The sequence below is a fragment of the Nonlabens sp. genome (assembly GCF_018401815.1).
Lineage (GTDB): Bacteria > Bacteroidota > Bacteroidia > Flavobacteriales > Flavobacteriaceae > Nonlabens.
Window position 1 is genome coordinate 35632 of record NZ_JAGYKG010000005.1, and the last position, 22732, is coordinate 58363.

Here is a 22732-nt window from a genome sequence, read left to right on the forward strand (position 1 = left end):
TCTATTTTAACTCCTTGGAAGCTGTTAAGAATAGTCACGAGGAACAACTCCTGCACAAGAAAAAAAGGGAAAAAAGTACGAAAATTTGACAATGTTTTCTTATTAACTACACAGCAATAGGTGCTTTTCAATATTAAGAAAGCAGCGTTTAAAGTTGCACATTAGGTCCTTATCAACATCAAAAGACTAAGAAAAGAACTCAATAGATTGCTTTTGGCACTTTATTTAGAATCAACACAGGGCATGAAAGAGGTTTCAACGCATCCCCAATTTGACACGTACGCCAAGGAACGCCGTACTTACAACCCCTTATTTATTGAGGCATAATTTTAAAAAGCCACTTTTCAAGTGCCTTTTTTTATTTCTTGTTGCGAGCCTAGCTACAAGATTTTATATTTACACCATATAATAAGTAACTATTAAACTTTAGAAATGGGTAGAGCATTTGAATTCCGCAAGGCGCGTAAAATGAAACGATGGAGTGCCATGTCTAAGGCCTTTACAAGAATAGGTAAAGACATTGTCATAGCAGTAAAAGAAGGTGGGCCAGATCCTGAAACCAACTCTAGATTAAGAGCGGTGATACAAAACGCCAAGGCGGTTAATATGCCTAAAGTAAATGTAGAGCGCGCCATTAAAAAGGCTACCGATAAGGATACAGCCAACTATGAAACCGTACTTTTTGAAGGGTATGCACCTCATGGTATTGCAGTACTTGTAGAAACCTCCACAGATAATAATAATAGAACGGTGGCAAACGTGCGCAGTTATTTTAATAAATGCGATGGCAACCTAGGCACTTCTGGATCGGTTGAATTTATGTTCGATCATAAATGTCATTTTAGAATCCCAGCAGGCAACTTAGATTTAGATGAGCTGGAATTGGAATTGATAGACTATGGTGCTGATGAGTTGTTCTTTGATGAAAAGGATGAAGACGATGACAATTCTGTAGATGGTATTATCATTTATGCAGAATTTCAAAATTACGGTACTTTGCAAAAAGCATTAGAAGAGATGAACCTAGAAATATTGAGTTCAGATTTTGAATATATTCCTACCATTCAAAAGGTAGTGACAGCTGAGCAAAAAGAGGATATCGATAAATTACTGGAGAAGTTAGATGATGATGACGATGTAAATAATGTGTATACCACCTTAAAAGAAGAGGAATAAACAAGCGATGATAGGTTTTTTTGATAGCACCTGTAGAGATGTTTCGTTGTGTTGAAATCAAGACAGTATTAAGTGATGTTTAATGACATTCCTTACTATAGCAATTATGTTATACTTCTTTAAAATAGTAACTTAGAGGCAAAGTTTAAAATGATTTATTTTATGGTAAAAGAAAAATATCAAAGCGTCTTAGACTTAGGAGAAAAATTAAACATCCAAAACGGAGATGTAAAAATAAATGGGGACACATTAGAAATAAGAGGTACCGCTGCAACTCCTTATCATAAAAATTTATTGCTAGATGAAATTAAAAAAATAGGTGGAGCTAGTCCATCAGATTTAATAGCAGACATTAAAGTTGCCGATGAATCCATATATGCAAAGCATGTGGTAAAAAATGGAGAGTCCTTAAGCCTTATTGCAACACATTACTTTAAGAATCCACTAAGATACCGGCAAATTTTTGTTGCTAACATCGACATATTAAAAAACCCAGATTTAATTCATACAGGTCAGGAGTTAGTAATTCCTAATTTATAATTATCAACCTATTCTATTTAGGTAAAAAGACTCACAATTTGCGAGTCTTTTTTTTAGCTTGACTCACATAACACAGCGCTTTTATCGTCGAGGAAGATCATTATCTAAATCTTTAAGAGGTAATTGAGAAGTCCCCATTAAATAGGAGTCGACATGATGCGCTGCTTCTCGACCTTCAGAAATTGCCCAAACTATTAAGGACTGACCGCGTCGCATATCTCCAGCAGCAAATATTCCATCGACGTTGGTTTTATGGTTAGAGGGGTCTGCTTTTATATTTCCTCTCATATCTGTATCTAGGCCTAACTGGTCAATCAACGTTTTTTCTGGTCCAGTAAAGCCTAAGGCAAGCAACGCCATATCACATTTCCATGTTTTCTCTGTTCCTTTGACCTCTTTTAATTCTGGTCTTAGCTGACCTGGTTTTTTAATCCATTCTACATCCACAGTTATCAGGCCGGTGAGATTTCCTTTTTGGTCTCCTATAAATTCTTTAGTAGAAATGCTAAAAACTCGTTCTACGCCTTCTTGATGTGAAGAGGTGGTTTTTAAACGCATAGGGAAATAGGGCCAGGGTTGTTCTTCTGACCTTTCTATAGTAGGTCTGGATAGGATTTCAAAGTTGGTTACAGAGGCTGCTCCGTGTCTATTAGAGGTTCCTATGCAGTCAGAACCTGTATCGCCACCACCTATAACCACTACATTTTTATCGGTGGCCATGATGACTTCTTCCCATTCTTGAAAATCGTCTACACGTTCATTATTTTGCTTTAAAAAATCCATTGCTTGATAGACCCCTTTAAGATGTGCTCCTTTGATAGGAATCCCTCTTCTTATGGTAGCACCTCCGCAAAGAACAATGGCATCGTGATCACTTTTAAGTTTTTCAACGCTGATATTTTTACCAACCTCAGAATTTGTTTTGAAAATAATTCCTTCTTCCTCTAAAACTTGCAGGCGTCTATCGATCACGTCTTTTTGTAATTTAAAATCTGGGATTCCATATCTTAATAGGCCACCTATTTTTGCGTCTCGTTCATAAATAGTAACGCTATGACCAGCGCAGTTTAACTGTTGAGCTGTTGCGAGCCCTGAGGGTCCAGAACCTATAACAGCAACAGTTTTATCGGTTCGTTTCTTTGGAGGTTGTGCCTGCACCCATCCTTCTTCAAAAGCTTTTTCGGCAATATTCTTTTCTATATTCTCAATACTTACAGGATCTTCATTAATTCCTAGTACACAAGACTCTTCACAAGGAGCTGGACATAACCTTCCTGTAAATTCAGGGAAGTTATTGGTGCTGTGTAAAATTTGAGCAGCTTCTTTCCAGCGGCCTTTATACACCATGTCGTTAAAATCAGGAATCAGATTCCCTAGCGGGCAGCCACTATGGCAAAATGGGACACCACAGTCCATGCATCGTCCTCCTTGTTTTTTTAGTTCGGGCTCTTTAAGAGGTACGGTAAATTCTTTATAATTCTCTACTCGTTCTTGAACAGGTAAATAAGTTTCATCTGCTCTTTTATATTCTAAAAATCCGGTTGTTTTTCCCATCTCTAATTTCTTTAATTCTTTTAAAACTGTTGCTTATGACCTTTTGTTGAAATCACTTTTAAGACTCCAAGTTTTTGCTATATATCCCTATACCACAGTGCTCCATTTCTTTTTAGTCATCAAACAGTTTCTGTATTCTCTTCTTCTAATCTCAATAAGGCCAGTCGGTACTCTTCAGGCAACACTTTTACAAAATGTGTCACTTCTTGTTCCCAGTTTTCTAACAATCGCTGGGCTAATGGACTCAATGTCATGTTGTAATGTTCTTCGACTAGTTCTTTTAAAGTATGTAAATCGCCTGTAGTTTCTACAGGGATGAAATTGAGGCCATCCGTATTGGACTTGGATACCAGAGTGTGGTCTTTATCATATACAAAGGCGATACCTCCGCTCATTCCAGCGCCAAAGTTTCTTCCTACACCTCCTAAGATCACTACAGTTCCACCCGTCATGTATTCACATCCATGGTCACCTATGCCTTCTACAACTGCTTGAACTCCAGAATTACGAACACAAAAACGTTCACCAGCTTTTCCATTGATAAAAGCTTTACCAGTGGTAGCCCCATAAAAGGCAACATTACCTATAATCACATTTTCCTCTGGTGCAAATGTGGATTCCATTGGGACTTTTACAATCAATTTTGCCCCAGAGAGTCCTTTACCTATGTAGTCATTAGTGTTTCCGGTAACGCTCAGTGTAAGCCCTTTTGCTGCAAAGGCTCCAAAACTCTGCCCAGCAGATCCTTTAAAATTCACTTTAAGGGTATTATCAGGAAGTCCGTTAACTCCGTAGATCTTTGAAATTTCATTACTGAGAATAGTGCCGACAGCCCGATCTTCATTAGTAATGTCAAAGTCTAAAATGGTTTTCTCCTTTCTAAATAAAGCGGGATGTGCTTTACTGATGATTTTAAAGTCTAAAGCTTTTTCAAGATCGTGATTTTGCTTTGTTGTATTTCTTAAAGCCACCGTATCAGGAACATCTACTTTATGTAGGATAGGAGAGAGGTCGAGTCCCATCGCTTTATAAGAATCTATAGATTTATTTCTGTCTAGTTTTTGAACTTGACCTACCATTTCATCAACGGTTCTAAAGCCTAATTGTGCCATAATCTCGCGTAATTCTTGAGCGACGAAATACATGAAATTTACCACATGTTCTGGTTTTCCTTTAAACTTCTTACGCAATTCTGGATTTTGCGTGGCTATACCTACAGGACAGGTATTTAAATGACAGACACGCATCATGATGCAGCCAGAAGCAACTAATGGAGCGGAGGCAAAACCAAACTCTTCAGCACCTAATAAAGCTGCAACGGCGACATCACGACCAGTTTTTAATTGACCATCACATTCCAATACCACTCTATTGCGCAAGTCGTTCATGACTAGTGTTTGTTGTGCTTCTGCAAGGCCCAATTCCCAAGGCAAACCTGTATGTTTAAGCGATGTAAGTGCTGCGGCACCAGTTCCACCATCGTGACCAGAGATGAGGATCACATCGGCTTTTGCTTTTGCCACTCCAGCGGCAACAGTTCCTACACCTACTTCTGAAACCAACTTCACATTAATACGGGCTTCTCGATTAGCCGATTTTAAGTCATAAATTAATTGAGATAAATCTTCAATAGAATAAATATCGTGATGAGGTGGTGGCGATATCAATCCTACGTAGGGTGTAGAGTTACGCGTTTTTGCAATTGCTGCATTTACTTTAGGTCCAGGCAATTGTCCACCTTCACCTGGTTTAGCTCCTTGAGCCATTTTAATTTGGATTTCGCTAGCATTAGTCAAGTAATTAGAAGTTACTCCAAATCTTCCTGAGGCCACTTGTTTAATAGCGCTGTTTTTCCAGTCTCCGTTTACATCTTTATAGAATCGTTCTTGGTCCTCACCGCCTTCTCCAGAATTGCTTTTTCCAGAAATACGATTCATTGCAACGGCCAGATTTTCATGGGCTTCTTTAGAAATAGAACCATAAGACATCGCTCCAGTCTTGAATCTTTTTACAATTGCAGTCCAAGGCTCCACTTCATTGATATCTATAGGGTCAAAGTTGGTAAACTCAAAGAGACCTCTAATCGTCATCAATTGTTTTTGCTGATCATTGATTAATGCAGCGTATTCTTGGTAAACTACAGGTTTGTTACTCCGCACAGCCTCTTGAAGCTTGGCAATGGACATCGGATTGAACAAGTGTTTTTCTCCCTTTCTTCTCCATCGGTATTCACCACCTATTTCAAGATCAAAGTTGGTTGGTTGTTTCGCTTTCGCGAAAGCGGTATCATAACGTTTATGAATATCTTTTTCAATCGCATGCAAACCAATTCCCTGAAGTCGTGTTATTGTGCGAGGGAAGTATTGTTCTACCACTTTAGAATTGATTCCTATACATTCAAAAAGTTGAGAACCACGGTAAGAATTTAATGTAGAGATTCCGATTTTATTCATCACTTTTAAAACCCCTTTACCTATGGCTGCATTAAAGTTTTGGATGGCAATCTGTGGGTCATCCAATTCTAGTAAATCTATATTGTTCTCAATGATCTCATTTACCATATACGGGTTGATCGCACTGGCTCCATAACCAAATAATAAAGCAAAATGATGTACCTCACGAGGCTCAGCAGACTCGATGATCAAACTGGCTCTAGAACGTTTTTTGAGTTTTACCAATCCGTTATTGATATAACTACAAGCCAGAAGTGCTGGAATAGGAGCGCTGTCTTTACTTACTTCACGGTCTGATAGAATGATGATGTTGGTCCCTTGATCAATTGCTTTGGCAGCTTTTCCTAGAAGTCTTTCCAGAGCATCTTCTAAACCATTATGACCTTTCTGTACTTCATAAACCATAGGAATAGATATGATATTAAAGTGATCATGCTTGAAGTTTTTTACTTTATCCAGATCTTGCTTAGAAATCACTGGATTCTGAATTTTCAGTTTTCTACAATGAATATCATTAATATCAAAGATGTTAGAATCGCTTCCTAAAGTGAGGCTTATATCCGTGATCAACTTCTCTCGTATTCCGTCCAGCGGTGGATTAGTCACTTGTGCAAACAGCTGTTTAAAGTAATTATAAATGAGCTGTGGACGCTCTGATATCGCAGCAATAGGGGCGTCATTTCCCATGGATCCTATAGGCTCTTTACCCAGATTTGCCATAGGAAGAATAATGCGGTCTATTTCTTCTTGTGTGTATCCAAATAATAATTGTCGTCTGACTAGCGACTCCTGATTGAGAAATACAGGACATTCATTGTACGGAATGTCTTTTAAATACACGAGATTTTGATCCAGCCATTTTTGGTAGGGATATCTAGAGGCAATTTCCTGTTTGATCTCTTCATCATTTATAATTCTTCCAGCACTCATGTCCACTAAAAACATTTTTCCTGGTTCTAGTCTTCCATGCAGTTCTACATTAGCAGGCGCTATATCGATAACTCCAGTTTCTGACGACATGACTACGTAGCCATCTTTAGTAACCGTATATCTGGAAGGTCTTAATCCGTTTCTATCCAGAACGGCACCTATGTAATTGCCATCGGTAAAAGGAATAGAAGCAGGGCCGTCCCATGGCTCCATAAGGCAAGAATTAAATTCATAAAAGGCTTTCTTTTCTGGAGACATGTCAGGGTTTTTTTCCCATGCTTCTGGTACCAGCATCATCATGACTTCGGGTAGCGATCTCCCTGTCATTAATAACAGCTCTACCACCATATCCATAGAAGCAGAATCAGATTTACCTAGAAGTACAACCGGTAAAACCTTTTTAAGGTCTTCACCGAACCAATTGCTTTTCATGAGCTCTTCTCTAGAAAACATTCGGGCTACATTACCTCTTAAGGTATTGATTTCTCCATTGTGACACATGTATCTAAACGGCTGTGCCAAGTCCCAAGTAGGGAAGGTGTTTGTAGAAAATCGCTGGTGTACCAATGCTAGTCTAGTAACAAAAGAAGGTTCATTTAACTCTTTATAAAAAACCTTAATATCACGAGGACGCAATAATCCTTTATATATGAGAATTTTAGTTGAGAAACTGGGAAGATAAAAGAAAGAGCTTTCAGAAAGTTTAGAACTATATATAGTGTGCTCTGACGTTTTACGAGCGATGTATAATTTTAAATTGAAGTCAAATTCACTTTGGCCCTTAGGCTTTTCTACAAATAATTGCTTGATAAAAGGCTGTGATACTTGTGCGATTTCTCCTAATACAGACTCATCCACTGGAACATCCCGCCATCCTAAGATCTCTAATCCCTGTTTTTTAATTTGCTCTTCAAGAATATCAATACAGTAGTCTTGTTGATTAAGCTTGCGTGGAAGAAAAAGATTACTTACAGCATAATTCCCCGCAGGCGGAATCGCGAAGTCACAAACACGTTCAAAAAAATCATGTGGAATATCAATGAGTATTCCAGCTCCATCTCCAGTTCTACCATCGGCACTCACCGCACCACGGTGTTCTAATTTTTCTAAGATTTGAAGTGCTTTGTGTATAATGTCGTTAGACTTAGTTCCATGTAGGCTACAAATAAAACCTGCCCCACAATTATCGTGTTCAAATTCTGGAAGGTATAGTCCTTGTTTCTTAAGCATGTGTTGGATTTTAGGGGTAAAATGAAAGGCAAATGATTTTAAAGGTAGCTTTCAATCTACTGAACTCCTAATGCTTAGGTGATTTTTATTAATATCTAAATTTTGTTTTATGATAATTATCAATTTGGAAGAATACCAGCTTTTAAATAAGATTATCGAAATCACATTTTAGATTTATTTAACAAAGAGACTTTAATTTCTTGAAATAATTGGATGTAAGTATTGTTTTTAACGAGGAATATATATTCAAAAGCAGGCACTAATTAGGGAATTTATAATTAAAGAGCGATTGATGTCATTTTATATATGGAGGTGCCGCCCTAAAAAGAATTCCGTATATCATTGTCTGTTGGGGGAGGAAGGTTAAGAGTAGGTAGAACTAAAAAGCCACTAACTTTTTGCTAGTGGCTTTTTAATGACACATAGCATTAAAAAGGAGGAGAAGTTTATTTAAAAAATAGGATCTCCTACTAATACTCTTACTTTAAGAAAAAAGGTGCTATTTGAACATATCCATACCAGGGATACTAGGCATGCTGTTTTTAGCAACGGCAGCAACTTCAGCATCGTAAATCGCTTCGGCTTTAGAAAGTGCTTTGTTGGTCACTAGTACAAGATAATCTTCTAATTGTTCTTTGTCCTCTAAAAGTTCTTTTGCAATGTTGATGTTTTTAATTTTTCGGCTTGCGGTAACCGTTACTTTTAAAAGGCCATCGCTAGATTGTTCGTCTATCAATACCGCATCCATTCTCTTTTTAGTTTCTTCTACTTTTAGTTGGGTTTCTTTGAGTTTGCCCATCATATCTCCGAACATAATTTCTATTTTTTATAGGTAATGTTGTAACGTGTTTATGGTTATTCCGCTTTCGCGAAAGCGAGAACAAAATTAACTATATCACAACCATAGTAACAAATGGAATGCAATTTTATATCTTGCGGCGCTTTTAAACTTAAAGATTTTTATGGCTCATCAGGCACCTATTGCAAAGAAAATTACCCACGTTCACGACATGCATGGACATCAACGAATTGATAATTACCATTGGATGACAGCGCGTGATGCTCCTGAAGTTATTGATTATTTAAAAAAGGAAAATGAGTATTACGATGCAAGTACGCAGCATACAGCAACTTTAAAAGAAATTCTTTTTAAGGAAATCAAGTCTCGTATTAAGGAAGATGATGAGTCTGTTCCTTACCTATTAAATGGGTACTGGTACATCAGTAAAATGGAAACAGGTGAGAGCTATCCTTATTTTTACAGGCGTAAAGACGGTAGCGAGGAGAAAGAATTGCTTTTTAATGTCAATGAAATGGCTATTGGTCATGATTTTTATAAGCTTACCTCTTTAAATATATCACCAGATAATAAGCTAGTTGCCTATGCGGTGGATACTAAAGGCAGAAGAGAATACACGATCCATATAAAGAATCTAGAAACAGGTGAAACCTTTAAAAATAATTTAGAATTCACAACTGGAGGATCTGTTTGGGCAAACGATAATACAACACTTTTTTTCACACGTAAAGATCAACAAACTTTACGTGCTAATAAGATTTTCAAATACAAAATAGGTCATCCAGCTTCTTCTAACGAGATGATCTTTGAAGAGAAAGATGAAATCTTCAATTGTTTTGTTTACAAAACCATGTCAGAGCGTTTTATTATGATTAAATCATCTTCTACGCTATCTGATGAAGTGCGTTTTATAGACGCAGATTTACCGCACAGTGATTTTAAGATGGTTCAAGAACGCCAGCCAAAAATGGAATACAGCGTGTCTCATTTTCAAGATAGTTTTTATATCATGACAAATAAAGATGAAGCCACCAACTTTAAAATCATGAGAACTGCCATAGCAACACCAGAGATGGAAAATTGGGAAGATTTTATTGCACATGATCCAGAAGTGCTACTGGAAGATTTTGATCTTTTTGAGAAATACGTTGTTATTTCAGATCGTTTTAACGGCTTGAATCGTATTAGAATCAAGTCCTGGGACGATACAGTAGATTACTTTTTACCCTTTGATAACGAAACCTATACCGCTTTTACCAGTGCTAATTTCCAGTTCAAGACCAATAAGTTACGCTACAATTATAACTCGATGACCTTGCCTCCATCGGTTATCGAATTTGACATGGAAACTAGGGAAGAGGTGATCTTAAAAACGCAGCATATAGAGGATCCCAATTTTGATTCTGAAAACTATATATCAGAGCGTGTATGGGCAACTGCTTCTGATGGTGTTAAGGTCCCTATCAGTTTGGTGTATAGGAAGGATTTGAAAAAAGCTGATGGGAATCCGCTGCTGCAGTATGGCTACGGGAGTTATGGGAGCACCATCGACCCTTACTTTTCTATTTCTAGGCTGAGTTTGCTGGACCGTGGATTTATATTTGCGATTGCACACGTTAGAGGTGGGGAGTACTTAGGTAGGCAATGGTATGAAGAAGGGAAGATGTTTAAAAAGCGTAATACGTTTACCGATTTTATAGCTTGTAGTGAGTTTTTAATCAAAGAAAACTACACGACTTCCAATCATCTCTATGCTTCCGGAGGAAGCGCAGGCGGTTTACTAATGGGAGCAATTGTAAATATGGCGCCACATTTATATAAGGGAATCTTAAGTGCTGTTCCTTTTGTAGATGTAGTTACTACAATGTTAGATGATAGCATACCACTTACCACAGGAGAATACGATGAATGGGGAAATCCCAACATCAAAGAGAGCTATGATTATATGTTGAGTTACTCCCCTTATGATCAAGTAATCGCCCAGAATTATCCGAATATTTTAGTGACTACAGGTTATCACGATTCACAAGTACAGTATTGGGAACCTGCTAAATGGGTAGCTAAGTTGAGAGAGTTTAAAACGGATTCCAATTTAATACTATTTAAAACAGACCTTTCCAGTGGGCATAGTGGCGCATCTGGAAGATATGATGCTCTAAAAGAAGTAGCTGTAGATTTTGCTTTTCTGTTAGACCTTGAAAATAGTAACGGCTAGATTTTTTTATGTAGATTTGTCAAGTTTTAAGTTAAAAGTGATGCACACAGAATTTTTAGTCAGGTTTTTTAAAATTGAAAACAAAACTAAAAGTTCCAAGCAAAAACCAACATATGAGCGACAACATTAAAGCGTATAATAATGTACTGGAATTAATAGGAGAAACCCCTTTAATAAAACTTTCTAAGTCAGTAGAAACATTTCTAGGTAGTTATTACGCTAAAGTAGAGGCTTTCAATCCAGGGCATTCTTCCAAAGATCGTATAGCACTTCATATCATTGAAGAAGCAGAACGCAAAGGGATTCTAAAGGCAGGCGATACCATAATAGAAACTACTTCTGGAAATACGGGTTTTAGCATTGCGATGGTAAGCCGTATCAAGGGTTACGACTGTATTCTTGCGGTAAGTTCAAAATCTAGCGCAGATAAAATAGACATGTTAAAGTCTATGGGAGCAAAGGTTTATGTTTGTCCCGCTAATGTCAGTGCAGATGATCCACGTAGTTATTATCAAGTAGCAAAACGTCTTCATGATGAAATTAAGAACAGTATTTACATCAATCAATATTTCAACGACCTGAATACAGAGGCACACTACTTATCTACAGGTCCTGAAATATGGAATCAAACTGCTGGGGAAGTCACCCATTTAGTGGCTTGTAGTGGAACAGGAGGAACTATTTCAGGTACTGCAAGATTCTTAAAAGAGCAAAATCCGAAGGTTAAAATTCTAGGGGTTGACGCCTATGGTAGCGTTCTTAAGAAATATCACGAGACACAAGAATTTGATAAAGAGGAGATTTATCCTTATCTTATTGAAGGTTTGGGTAAGAACTTGATTCCTACTGCTACTGATTTTGAGGTGATCGATAGTTTTACTAAAGTTAAAGATGAGGATGCTGCGCATATGGCACGTCAAATTTCACAAACAGAAGGCTTATTTGTAGGGTACACAAGTGGAGCGGCTATGCAAGCAGTAAAACAATTGGCTGCTTCAGGAGAGTTTGATGAAAACTCTAAAGTGGTTGTTATTTTTCCAGACCATGGTTCTCGTTATATGAGTAAGATTTATAACGATGAATGGATGCAGGATCAAGGTTTTTTTGATTCCAAATCAACGGCTACTCAGCAACACATAGAATACATCAAGTAGGTTAGACAAAGATTTAACATATCATAAACCCTTGTATTACAGAAATATAGGGGTTCTTTTATTGGTTTTCTTAAAAATTAACCCGCCCATATTTGGATAACCACCTATTTATCAACAGATTATTGTTATCAACTTGTTTATTATGCACGCATAAGGAATGTTTCAATTGTGTTTAGAATTGTATCTTTGCAGTGTTATAACATTCTTATGAAAGATTTATTTGATAAAATTTACAAAGACAAAGGCCCGCTAGGCAAATGGGCTAGTGTAGCTGAAGGATATTTTGTATTTCCAAAGCTAGAAGGTCCTATATCGAACCGCATGCATTTTAATGGTAGAGAAGTGATTACCTGGAGTGTCAATGATTATTTAGGACTTGCTAATCATCCTGAGGTAAGAAAAGTTGATGCAGAGGCTGGAGTTCAATTTGGTAGTGCCTACCCTATGGGAGCACGCATGATGAGTGGTCATACAGACTTACATGAACAACTGCAGAATGAGTTAGCAGCATTTGTCAATAAAGAAGCATCCTATTTATTAAATTTCGGTTATCAAGGCTGCATGTCTACTGTAGATGCGTTGGTTGGTAAAGACGATGTCATTGTATATGACGTAGATGCGCATGCTTGTATTATTGATGGGGTACGCTTACATCAAGGTAAACGATTTACCTATAAACATAACGATCTAGAAAGTATAGAAAAAAACTTGCAACGCGCCACTAAAATTGCAGAGCAAACCGGTGGGGGGATTCTAGTAATCTCTGAAGGCGTTTTTGGAATGCGCGGGGAGCAAGGAAAATTAAAAGAAATAGTTGCCCTTAAGAAAAAGTATACGTTCCGTCTTTTTGTGGACGATGCACATGGTTTTGGTACCTTAGGTAAAACTGGTGCTGGAGCAGGAGAGGAGCAAGGCATACAAGATGATATCGATGTTTATTTTGCCACTTTTGCAAAATCTCTTGCTAGTACAGGTGCTTTTATAGCAGCTGATAAAGAAATTATCGATTATTTAAAGTACAATTTACGTTCTCAAATGTTTGCAAAATCTCTACAATCACAATTAGTGGTAGGAGCTTTAAAACGTCTTGATATGTTGCGCACTATGCCAGAGCTTAAGGAAAAGTTATGGGAAAATGTAAATGCACTACAAAATGGTTTAAAAGACAGAGGCTTTGATATAGGCACCACACAGTCCTGTGTAACTCCTGTTTATTTGAAAGGAAGCATCCCAGAAGCGATGGCTTTGGTTAAAGACTTGAGGGAAAACTTTGGGATATTCTGTTCTATTGTTGTTTACCCGGTAATACCTAAAGGATTAATCTTATTAAGATTGATCCCTACTGCTTCTCATACCATGCAAGACATTGAGGAAACGTTAACCGCATTTGAAGGAATACGTGAGCGATTAGATAGTGGTGTTTATAAAAGACTTAGCGCAAGTGTAGCTGCCGCTTTTGCATAACTAGGACATCAAATAAGTATAGATATAAATGGTTAAAAGCTCTGTTTTTTGCAGAGCTTTTTTATTTAAAATAACTAAGCAATGATTCTTTTGTAATCTCGACTTTTGGTTTGATAAAATACATTCCTTACTTACGCTATAGTCTATTAAGGCGTTAGTTTATATAGTGATGCTTGCTGCACGACGCTAATGGGATAACTAACGACTTCATATCCCGCAGCTTCACCTGTTTTTTCTTTATTCTTTAATACTGACATAGTAATCATAAAATCCATACGGTCTTGGTAAAAAACTTCGCTATTTTGTAATAAATTACCAGCAACTTCATAAGTGCTAAATAAGGTGTTTTTAGAATAAGCTACAGGTAGTAAAATACCGTTATTTTCATCGAGTTCATAAATGTTAGGGTTTTCTGTCTGAATTAATGTGTAGGCTCTTTCTGATCTTTCGGCTCCATAATATATTTTATAATCGTATTTTAAATGATCAGTTGTGGGGAGAAGATGAAACTCCATTGGAATGATTTCTATTCCATTACTTGTCGTGTTCATTAGGTCTCCTTTATAGATGCCTAAAAAATCATCTGGAAATATCAGTTCTTTTTTGATTTCTTCCACATAAGGCGCTAAGGTTATAGTGTGTTCCTTAGGTGTTGTTTTACAGTTTACTAAAACCAGTAGGAGTGCGATTACAGGCCATTTTTTCATTTGTCTAAAATATAAATTTATTTACTTTGATTGATGATATCCTATAAAGTTTATTAATAAAAGAAGTCCCAAGCCGTCTATAAATAACACCTTAGGACTTCTAACCAACCAACCAAAAAAACTTTATGAAAATTACTTTATATCACTTAACTGTTACAATATCAATACATGTGCCAAACTATTATGCATGCATAATGAAATAAAAAGCAATTCAGTTAATTTCATTTCTATCGTTATGATGTTTTTTGTTCTGATGTAGGAGTCCTAGGAGATGATGCCGGTACCGAAAGGGTGTCTAAAGGAACTGGTTAACGTAGTAAAGAAATTTATGTCGTTTAAAAATATATGATACGTACTATATTCTTTCAATAGGTTGTTTTATTAGATGATGGGTCTCAACTTAATTTATTTTTTGAAGCAAGTATGCCGAGGGCCTAAGTTGCAATGATCCTATTTTTAATGAGCCAACAGCGTTATCAGTACCGTCATTAAAAATGTAAGCTTCCAACTACATTGATCTATTTTGTTATAAAAATTACAATTCGGTAATTTTTTCATAACACTAGTAAAGCTATCAAGATATTAGGCTACAAATAATTAGAAAGGCATACTCACTACAACCACTTTTTCCATTTAAAAACGATGATAAGGCTTATAAAGATAATAACGTTAACTATCCAAAAATATTGATATCCATGTTGCCAAGTTAACTCAGGCAGGTGTTCAAAATTCATTCCGTAAACACCCGCTAAAAATGTCATAGGGATAAATATTGAAGATACTATAGTAAGTACTTTCATGATCTGATTCATTTTGTGACTAACACTAGAAAGGTACATATCGCGCAATCCAGCGTTGATCTCCCGGTAGGTCTCAACGGTTTCAATGATCTGAATGCAGTGGTCGTAAGCATCTTGCAGATAGGCATGAGTACGAGTGTCAATAAGAGTATTATCTTCTTTTAAAAGTCTAGAAATGGACTCTCTTAATGGAAAAATAGCATGTCGCAACTGCAGCAACATCCTTTTGTTCTTTTGTGCTTTATTCAAAGAATCTTTCTGTGGGTCATCAAAGACTTCATCCTCTAGTTGGTCTAAATAATCGCCTATTTGTTCAATGGCAATAAAATAATGATCTATGATACTGTCAATAAGGGCATAGAATAGGTAATCACTTTTTACTGACCTAATGCGACCACGGCTATTTTCAATACGTTCTCTAATATTTTCAAATACATCACCTGTTTTTTCTTGAAAAGTTATTACAGAACCTTGAGAAAGAATGATACTCACCTGTTCTTCTACGAGCTCATGATGTTCTGCGTCATAAGAGATCATTTTGATGCATTGATAGATGTAATTATCGTAGAATTCAGTTTTAGGACGTTGAGTGGTATTGGCTATATCCTCCAAAAGTAAGTGGTGCAAATGGAACTTACTTCCTATTTTTTCTAATAAATTTATATCATGAACCCCGTCCACATTGAACCAATTGACGCGATCTTCATTTAACTGATCTAAAAAGATTCCCTCTTGTTTCGAAAAATGAGTCTCGTTATACAAAATGGTTTCAGTAGTTACAGCACCGGTTCGGTCTTCTCCTACATATGAAATCGTTCCAGGTGGCTGAAACACACTATTTCTAGACTTAGGAGTTGCCTTGCGTCGCAATCTTAAATTGGATTTTCTCATGAGCAGGTAGATTAGAATTCCATTTTAATCAAATGTATGAAGTTTAAAGGGAACTATTCCAACAAGCTCTTTAACGGATTTGCAATACTATAGTAGGGATACGTCCAATTACTTTAATTTTTCTGCGACATAGGGAGCGGTATAACTATTTTTTATGAGGGCTATTTCTTCTGGTGTTCCAGCAGCGACAAGTTTTCCGCCAGCTTTTCCACCCTCTGGTCCGAGATCAATAACATGGTCGGCACATTTAACCAAGTCCATATTGTGCTCTATAACGATGACAGAGTGTCCTTTATCAATCAATGCATTGAAGCTGTCTAGTAGTTTATTGATGTCATGAAAATGTAATCCAGTAGTAGGTTCATCAAAGATGAATAAAGTCTTATCAGAGGTGGTTCCTTTTACTAAAAAGCTAGCTAGTTTGATGCGTTGTGCTTCACCACCTGAGAGGGTAGAAGAACTTTGTCCTAAGGTCACATATCCCAAACCTACGTCTTGAAGCGGTCGTAATTTTTTAGTGACTTTCGCTTGATTTTTACTGTCAAAGAAGGCAATGGCGTCATTGATGGTTAGATTAAGGATATCGTCGATATTGTTATCGTGAAATTTCACTTCTAAGATTTCTTTTTTGAAACGTTTGCCATTACAAGTTTCACATTTCAAAGTTACGTCTGCCATAAATTGCATCTCAATAGTGACTTCACCGTCTCCTTTGCAGGTTTGACATCTACCTCCATCCACATTAAATGAAAAATGTTTAGGTTGATAGTTTCTAATTTTAGCTACTTTTTCATTTGCAAATATGTTTCGGATGTCGTCATAAGCTTTGATATAAGTTACTGGGTTGGATCTTGAACTGCGACCTATTGGATTTTGATCAATAAACTCTACGGTTTTTACATTTTCAAACCTTCCTTTTATTTCGCTATACTGCCCTGCTTTTTTTCCATAACCCCCCAACTTTTTCAAAAGTGCAGGATATAAAATTTGCTTTACCAAAGTGGATTTTCCACTGCCTGAAACTCCGGTAACCATGGTTAAAACACCAAGAGGAAAACGCACGTCTATATTTTGAAGATTGTTCTGTCGAGCACCTATAATGTCTATATAATATTTGTGCGACCTTCGCTTTCGCGGAAGCGGAATTTCCATAGATCCATTCAGATACTTTGCCGTGAGACTATCCGATTTTAATATTTCGGCAAGTGATCCAGCGGCAACCACCTCACCTCCGTGAGTTCCAGCTTCTGGACCTATATCGATTATCTGATCAGCCGCCTGCATGATTTCTTCATCATGTTCTACAACAATCACGGTATTTCCTAGATCGCGTAGATTTTTTAGTACTTTGATCAAACGCTTGGTATCTCGTGGATGCAATCCTATACTAGGCTCGTCTAGAATATACATACTACCTACTAGGCTACTTCCCAATGAAGTTGCTAGGTTGATACGTTGTGATTCTCCACCAGAAAGGCTGTTAGATTTGCGATTTAAAGTCAAATAATCTAAACCTACGTCAGATAAGAACCTAAGTCGGTTAGTGATTTCAATAAGTAGTCTTTTGGCAATTTGTTGATCGTGATCACTAAGTTCTAAATTCTTAAAAAAGCGGGCCAAATCTGTTATAGGTAAGGTGACTAATTCGGTGATTGTGGTTCCGGCTATTTTTATAAAGTTGGTTTCCTTTCTCAAACGTGCCCCATTACAATTGCTGCATTTGGTTTTACCACGGTACCTGGAAAGCATCACGCGATTTTGAATTTTATAAGCTTTCGCTTCGAGCTCTTCAAAAAAGGAATGTAAACCGTCAAAATATTTATTTCCGTCCCAAACCAGCTGTTTTTGCTTCTCGGTTAATTCAAACCAAGGTCTATGAATAGGAAAATCAAATTTGTCAGCGTTCTTTATGAGTTGGTTGTTGTAATAAGACATACTCTCACCGCGCCAAGGGAAAACGGCTTGTTCATAGATAGATAGAGCCGTATTGGGAATAACCAATTCTTCATCTATTCCTATGACATCACCATAGCCTTCACATTTAGGACAAGCACCGTACGGATTGTTGAAACTAAATAAATGCGGGTTAGGTTCTAAAAACTCTATGCCGTCCAATTCAAATTTATTAGTAAACTCCCGGACTTTACTGCCGTCTAGGTGTTCTATAAAAGCGATGCCTTTTCCTTCAAAGAAGGCAGTATCAATGGCGTCTGCTAGTCGGTTATAGAAATCTTCATCATCACGGACAATGATGCGATCCACTACTATTTTTACTTCGTCTTTGTTAGAATAGGATAAATTTTCTTCATCCATTCTATGAACGCTGTTGTTAATTTTGATACGGGTAAAGCCTTGTTGTTGGAGTACTTGTAATTGTACTGAGATATCGCGCTTTCCTTTTACAATAAGCCTTGTAGTAAGCAATAATTTGGAACCTTCTTCTTGTTGTTTTACATATTTAACGACATCGCTAACCGTATCTTTTTTTACTTCATCGCCAGAGATAGGTGAATAAGTGTGTCCTATACGGGCAAATAATAATTTAAGGTAATCATATATCTCGGTAGTCGTCCCCACTGTAGATCGCGGATTTGTAGAATTCACCTTTTGCTCTATAGCTATTGCAGGTGCGATTCCTTTGATGTATTCTACTTTTGGTTTGTTCAAGCGGCCTAAAAACTGTCTGGCATAGGAAGAAAGACTCTCTACATAACGACGTTGACCTTCGGCGTAAAGGGTATCAAAAGCCAGAGAAGACTTACCGCTTCCAGACAAACCAGTGATAACAACTAGCTTATTGCGTGGAATGACAGCGTCTAGGCTTTTAAGGTTATGAAGCTCGGCACCTTTGATAAGAATATTTTCTTTAGGGCTCAACTGGTCAATATTGGCAAACAATTTAGTTTCTGGCATAGATACAAATATACTAGGGAGATCGTCCTTCAAAGAATCGTTTATAGTGATTTAAATGTTAAAAAACGTTATTAGTTTTTGTATTAATGGAATAAATGTTCCTATATTTATCTTTTAATAGTGAAAAACCCGCTGCCTATAGTATAACATTACTTTAAAATCTGATCAAAGACACCTATTCTGAGGTCACCAAAGTTGTTATACTATGAAATTAGAAAACGTACAAGATGCTGTATTAGTAAGGCAGTACCTAGAGGGAAATGAAAAAGGTATTGAAGTCCTTATCATTCGTCATAAACAAAGAATCTATAACTTTATTTTTTCCAAGGTATTGGATCGTGATATTTCTGAGGATATTTTTCAGGATACTTTCATTAAGGTAATACGTACCCTTAAAAAGGGAAAATATAATGAGGAAGGAAAGTTTCTTCCTTGGGTGATGCGTATTGCTCACAACTTGGTTATTGACCACTTTAGACGCAACAAGCGCATGCCTAAATTTCAATCTCGTAATGATTTTGATATTTTCGATGTGATTAGTGACGGAGAAGAAAGTATGGAATACGAAATGATCACCTTCCAAATGCATGAAGATGTCAGACGTTTGATCGAAGAACTTCCCGAAGATCAAAAAGAAGTTCTTGTCATGCGTATTTTTAAAGAAATGTCTTTTAAGGAAATAGCAGCTGCAACCCACGTGAGTATCAATACGGCGTTAGGCAGAATGCGCTACGCACTCATTAATTTACGCAAGGTAATTGATAAGAACCAGATCATCTTAACAAGATAATTTTAAGGTTTTTAATAGATTCCTATACTATAGTCTTTAAAAGTACGTTTAATTCAGAACTAAACTTACTTACAACATGGCACAACTTTACAATGAATCATTTCCTGAACCCGTAAAACCTATGGTTCCTAAAGAAGAGACGGTAAAATTTTTACTGGACTTTTCAAAAGCATTAAGTGTTACAAGATATAAGAACATGACGTTTGAAACACTTAACAATTGATATACTTCAGCCTGGTATCAATATTTGTTTTCAGTTCGAAAACCCATTTTCAAAGCTACTGAGGATGGGTTTTTCTTTTTATGCTAGTTTTTATACAAAAGTAGTGGGATGTTCTGCTGCTTATCAATTTTAAAAATTTGTGTTGTGGCCTGTATGATTGATCAAGGATTTGTTACAATAACTATGCGATGCTAGCTTATTTTCAGGGAATTTCTTTACAGGTTTTCTATTTCTTTAACTTTTTATAATAGGCATCGAGTACCGATTTTCTTCCTACGGTTTTTGTAATGATGTCCTTTTCTAAATCCCAACCACGTGCTGGGCTATATTCACGACCGTACCATATGATTTGAAGATGTAAGTCGTTCCATATTTCTTCTGGAAAGAGTCTTTTAGCATCTTTTTCTGTTTGCACGACATTTTTTCCACTAGAGAGGTTCCAACGGTACATTAGTCTTTGAATGTGTGTATCAACTGGAAAAGTTGGTATTCCAAAGGATTGGGCCATGACAACAGCAGCAGTTTTATGACCTACGGCGGGAAATTCCTCTAATTCCTCATAAGTTCTAGGAACAATGCCATTGTGTTTATCAATGAGAATTTTAGAAAGTCCATGGATCCCTTTGGCTTTCATAGGGGAGAGTCCCACAGGTTTGATGATCTCACGTATTTCTCCTACGCTCAGTTGTACCATGTCATAAGGATTATCTGCTCTGTCAAATAAGAGTGGTGTAATCTGGTTAACACGCACATCTGTGCTCTGTGCACTTAATAATACAGCTATTAACAAGGTGTACGGATCGCTATGATCTAAGGGTATGGGAATTTCTGGATATAACTCGCCAAGTTTTTTTATGACAAATGCAACTTTTTCTGATTTGTTCATTCTTATCTTTATACTTTAATTCATTCAAAAATACGATATGACTACATTAAAAGTAGGAGATAAGGCTCCAGATTTTTCAATTCTTAATCAAGATGAACAAACAGTTTCTTTGTCGGATTTTGCCGGTAAGAAGCTGGTTTTATTCTTTTATCCTAAAGCAAGTACACCAGGTTGTACCGCTGAGGCATGCAACTTAAGGGATAATGTAGATCGTTTTCGCGCAAGCGGCTACGAGATTTTAGGAGCAAGTGCCGACAGTCCTAAAAGACAAAAGAACTTTCAGACTAAATACGAACTTCCATACGACCTTCTAGCAGATGAAGAACACACCTTGTTAAAAGCTTTTCAAGTATGGGGTCCAAAGAAGTTTATGGGAAAAGAATACGATGGCATTCACCGGACAACTTTTGTAATAGATGAAAACGGCGTGATCACTGATGTTATTCAAAAGGTGAACACCAAAGATCACACAGCTCAAATTTTATAAAGGCAGGTCCTCTGTATGAGGAGTGGTATCTTTCTTAGAATTTTGCTCCTTATTGTTGCACCCGAAGAGATTTTCTTTTTCCATCAAATTAGGAATTCCTTCGGGCAACATTTCTTTCCAACCGTCTTCACCAGCTTCGATCATTCTCAGTACTTCTCTAGAAAAAATATGAAGAATATCAGGATTGTAGTCTTCTATATCTTTTAATTTCCCATTGTATTTAAAAAACTTATAAAGTTCTTTCATACGTGGATGTACTTTTAAGTTATCGCTTGTTGTGAGTTCTCCAGTTTCAGCATCTAGCATCGGGTATAAGTACACCCTTAAGTCTTTAAAGAAAAGTTTTCCAAAAGCTTCCAGAATACCACCACTGAGGTGGGTATAGTATTTAGTGTCAAAAATTTCAATTAAATTGTTAACTCCCATAACAAGTCCTATACGTTCTTTAGTATAGTTATTAAAGTATTCTACTAGCTTATAGTATTCTTTAAAGTTAGAAATCATTACGGTCTGCCCAAGAGAACAAAGCAGCTCTGCTCGGTGCATAAAGTCTTTTTCGTCAATTTCTCCACTAGCTCTTAAATTAGAAAGAGTGATTTCAAATACGGTTTCTACATTTTCTTCTTTAACTGTACCTGATTTTAAGAACCTTCTTCGAGCAGTTTCGAACATGTCCATATTTACTTTGGTTACTGGACGGAAACTGCCTCGTAGGGCCAGCACATTTTTTTTATAAAGAATACGTGCACTTAAAATATTATTGCCATCAGGACCAAACATCACCGCCTCTGTCATTCCATGTTTGAGAAGTTGTAAACTCATCAGGCGATTATCTACTTCCTCAAAACGAGGACCAGCAAAATTGATCATGTCAATCTCGATCTTATCCTTATCGATATGATCGTATAGGTACTCTAATAATTTTCTTGGGTTATCGTGTTTATAAAAGGCACCATATATCAAATTGGTACCCAAAATACCCAATGTAATTTGCTGTAATCTAGCATCGCGTTCTTTAAAACGCACATGTAAAATAATCTCTGAGTAGTCCTCTTCTGGGGAAGCTTGGAATCTTATTCCTACCCAACCATGGCCCAAGTATCTCTTGGCAAAGTCAATAGTCGCTACAGTATTAGCATAAGTAAAGAATAATTTTTCTGGATGCTTCTCTCGAGACAGTCTTTCTTCAATAAGATTGGACTCATGATCCAGCATTTTCACTAATCGAGACTCGGTGACGTAGCGTCCATCATCTTGCAAACCATATATAGAATCTGAGAAATCTTTGTCATAGGCACTCATTGCTTTTGCAATAGTACCAGATGCGCCACCAGCTCTAAAAAATTGCCTAACTGTTTCTTGTCCGGCGCCTATTTCAGCAAAGGTTCCGTAAATGTTGCGATTCAAGTTAATTCTAAGGACTTTGTTTTTTAAGGAAGGAACAGATTCAAAATCGTGATCTCCTGGTAAGCTTAAACCCATTTTGTATATTTTGGTGTTGATACAAAGGTAGCAAACAA

The 22732-nt window shown here is 36.9% G+C and carries 16 protein-coding genes; 8 read left to right on the top strand and 8 right to left on the bottom strand.

Annotated features, from left to right (window positions below; all coding sequences use genetic code 11):
* The first annotated feature begins 432 nt into the window (after positions 1-432).
* Together KG732_RS10250 and KG732_RS10255 are read left to right on the top strand one after the other, a co-directional pair.
* Complete coding sequence (locus KG732_RS10250) at positions 433-1176, top strand: YebC/PmpR family DNA-binding transcriptional regulator (RefSeq protein ID WP_213523260.1); 744 nt, start codon at positions 433-435, stop codon at positions 1174-1176.
* Between the two features lie 162 nt (positions 1177-1338).
* Positions 1339-1716: a LysM peptidoglycan-binding domain-containing protein gene (locus KG732_RS10255; RefSeq protein WP_213523262.1), complete on the top strand. Its 378-nt coding sequence runs from the start codon at positions 1339-1341 to the stop codon at positions 1714-1716.
* Between the two features lie 81 nt (positions 1717-1797).
* On the opposite strand, the gene KG732_RS10260 is transcribed toward KG732_RS10255, so the two are convergent.
* The 3 genes from KG732_RS10260 to KG732_RS10270 form a co-directional block, all read right to left on the bottom strand.
* Positions 1798-3270: a glutamate synthase subunit beta gene (locus KG732_RS10260; RefSeq protein ID WP_213523264.1), complete on the bottom strand. Its 1473-nt coding sequence runs from the start codon at positions 3268-3270 to the stop codon at positions 1798-1800.
* Between the two features lie 119 nt (positions 3271-3389).
* Entirely contained in the window at positions 3390-7883 is a 4494-nt protein-coding gene (gene gltB / locus KG732_RS10265; RefSeq protein WP_213523266.1) for a glutamate synthase large subunit, read from the bottom strand.
* Between the two features lie 499 nt (positions 7884-8382).
* Entirely contained in the window at positions 8383-8697 is a 315-nt protein-coding gene (locus KG732_RS10270; protein ID WP_213523268.1) for a YbaB/EbfC family nucleoid-associated protein, read from the bottom strand.
* A gap of 148 nt (positions 8698-8845) precedes the next feature.
* Between KG732_RS10270 and KG732_RS10275 the strand changes: the two genes are divergently transcribed.
* The 3 genes from KG732_RS10275 to KG732_RS10285 all read left to right on the top strand — a co-directional run bounded on the left by KG732_RS10275 (position 8846) and on the right by KG732_RS10285 (position 13515).
* Positions 8846-10897 (top strand): S9 family peptidase, encoded by a 2052-nt coding sequence (locus KG732_RS10275; RefSeq protein ID WP_213523270.1) that lies wholly within the window; start codon positions 8846-8848, stop codon positions 10895-10897.
* Positions 10898-11010: 113 nt separating this feature from the next.
* On the top strand, positions 11011-12051 hold the full coding sequence (locus KG732_RS10280; protein WP_213523272.1) for a PLP-dependent cysteine synthase family protein: 1041 nt from the start codon (positions 11011-11013) through the stop codon (positions 12049-12051).
* A gap of 207 nt (positions 12052-12258) precedes the next feature.
* Positions 12259-13515, top strand: coding sequence for an aminotransferase class I/II-fold pyridoxal phosphate-dependent enzyme (locus tag KG732_RS10285; RefSeq protein WP_213523274.1), 1257 nt, complete (start codon positions 12259-12261; stop codon positions 13513-13515).
* A gap of 146 nt (positions 13516-13661) precedes the next feature.
* On the opposite strand, the gene KG732_RS10290 is transcribed toward KG732_RS10285, so the two are convergent.
* From KG732_RS10290 to uvrA, 3 genes are all read right to left on the bottom strand, one after another.
* Complete coding sequence (locus KG732_RS10290) at positions 13662-14222, bottom strand: hypothetical protein (RefSeq protein ID WP_213523276.1); 561 nt, start codon at positions 14220-14222, stop codon at positions 13662-13664.
* A 614-nt stretch (positions 14223-14836) separates the two neighbouring features.
* Entirely contained in the window at positions 14837-15913 is a 1077-nt protein-coding gene (corA, locus tag KG732_RS10295; RefSeq protein ID WP_213523278.1) for a magnesium/cobalt transporter CorA, read from the bottom strand.
* 108 nt (positions 15914-16021) lie between these two features.
* The gene (gene uvrA / locus KG732_RS10300; protein ID WP_300980432.1) at positions 16022-18826 is read right to left on the bottom strand and encodes an excinuclease ABC subunit UvrA; all 2805 of its coding nucleotides are present in this window, start codon (positions 18824-18826) and stop codon (positions 16022-16024) included.
* A 205-nt stretch (positions 18827-19031) separates the two neighbouring features.
* On the opposite strand from uvrA, the gene KG732_RS10305 reads away from it, so the two are divergent.
* Together KG732_RS10305 and KG732_RS10310 are read left to right on the top strand one after the other, a co-directional pair.
* Positions 19032-19616: a sigma-70 family RNA polymerase sigma factor gene (locus tag KG732_RS10305; protein ID WP_213523280.1), complete on the top strand. Its 585-nt coding sequence runs from the start codon at positions 19032-19034 to the stop codon at positions 19614-19616.
* Between the two features lie 76 nt (positions 19617-19692).
* Positions 19693-19839 carry a hypothetical protein gene (locus KG732_RS10310; protein ID WP_213523281.1) on the top strand — a complete coding sequence of 49 codons (147 nt, stop codon included), beginning with the start codon at positions 19693-19695 and terminating at the stop codon, positions 19837-19839.
* A 226-nt stretch (positions 19840-20065) separates the two neighbouring features.
* Here KG732_RS10310 and nth read toward each other — a convergent pair whose 3' ends face one another.
* Positions 20066-20725 (bottom strand): endonuclease III, encoded by a 660-nt coding sequence (nth, locus tag KG732_RS10315; RefSeq protein ID WP_213523283.1) that lies wholly within the window; start codon positions 20723-20725, stop codon positions 20066-20068.
* Between the two features lie 37 nt (positions 20726-20762).
* Here nth and bcp point away from each other — a divergent pair, with 37 nt between their 5' ends.
* A complete protein-coding gene (bcp, locus tag KG732_RS10320) occupies positions 20763-21212 on the top strand; it encodes a thioredoxin-dependent thiol peroxidase (protein WP_213523285.1) in 450 nt (149 codons plus the stop codon).
* Here the strand turns inward: bcp and KG732_RS10325 are convergent.
* Positions 21207-22694, bottom strand: coding sequence for a TonB-dependent receptor (locus tag KG732_RS10325; RefSeq protein WP_213523287.1), 1488 nt, complete (start codon positions 22692-22694; stop codon positions 21207-21209). The genes bcp and KG732_RS10325 overlap by 6 nt on opposite strands.
* Positions 22695-22732: the final 38 nt, after the last annotated feature.

Coding starts and splice junctions, on each gene's coding strand:
- KG732_RS10250 (WP_213523260.1), top strand. CDS start 433: ATGGGTAGAGCATTTGAATTCCGCAAGGCGCGTAAAATGAAACGATGG.
- KG732_RS10255 (WP_213523262.1), top strand. CDS start 1,339: ATGGTAAAAGAAAAATATCAAAGCGTCTTAGACTTAGGAGAAAAATTA.
- KG732_RS10260 (WP_213523264.1), bottom strand. CDS start 3,270: ATGGGAAAAACAACCGGATTTTTAGAATATAAAAGAGCAGATGAAACT.
- gltB (WP_213523266.1), bottom strand. CDS start 7,883: ATGCTTAAGAAACAAGGACTATACCTTCCAGAATTTGAACACGATAAT.
- KG732_RS10270 (WP_213523268.1), bottom strand. CDS start 8,697: ATGTTCGGAGATATGATGGGCAAACTCAAAGAAACCCAACTAAAAGTA.
- KG732_RS10275 (WP_213523270.1), top strand. CDS start 8,846: ATGGCTCATCAGGCACCTATTGCAAAGAAAATTACCCACGTTCACGAC.
- KG732_RS10280 (WP_213523272.1), top strand. CDS start 11,011: ATGAGCGACAACATTAAAGCGTATAATAATGTACTGGAATTAATAGGA.
- KG732_RS10285 (WP_213523274.1), top strand. CDS start 12,259: ATGAAAGATTTATTTGATAAAATTTACAAAGACAAAGGCCCGCTAGGC.
- KG732_RS10290 (WP_213523276.1), bottom strand. CDS start 14,222: ATGAAAAAATGGCCTGTAATCGCACTCCTACTGGTTTTAGTAAACTGT.
- corA (WP_213523278.1), bottom strand. CDS start 15,913: ATGAGAAAATCCAATTTAAGATTGCGACGCAAGGCAACTCCTAAGTCT.
- uvrA (WP_300980432.1), bottom strand. CDS start 18,826: ATGCCAGAAACTAAATTGTTTGCCAATATTGACCAGTTGAGCCCTAAA.
- KG732_RS10305 (WP_213523280.1), top strand. CDS start 19,032: ATGAAATTAGAAAACGTACAAGATGCTGTATTAGTAAGGCAGTACCTA.
- KG732_RS10310 (WP_213523281.1), top strand. CDS start 19,693: ATGGCACAACTTTACAATGAATCATTTCCTGAACCCGTAAAACCTATG.
- nth (WP_213523283.1), bottom strand. CDS start 20,725: ATGAACAAATCAGAAAAAGTTGCATTTGTCATAAAAAAACTTGGCGAG.
- bcp (WP_213523285.1), top strand. CDS start 20,763: ATGACTACATTAAAAGTAGGAGATAAGGCTCCAGATTTTTCAATTCTT.
- KG732_RS10325 (WP_213523287.1), bottom strand. CDS start 22,694: ATGGGTTTAAGCTTACCAGGAGATCACGATTTTGAATCTGTTCCTTCC.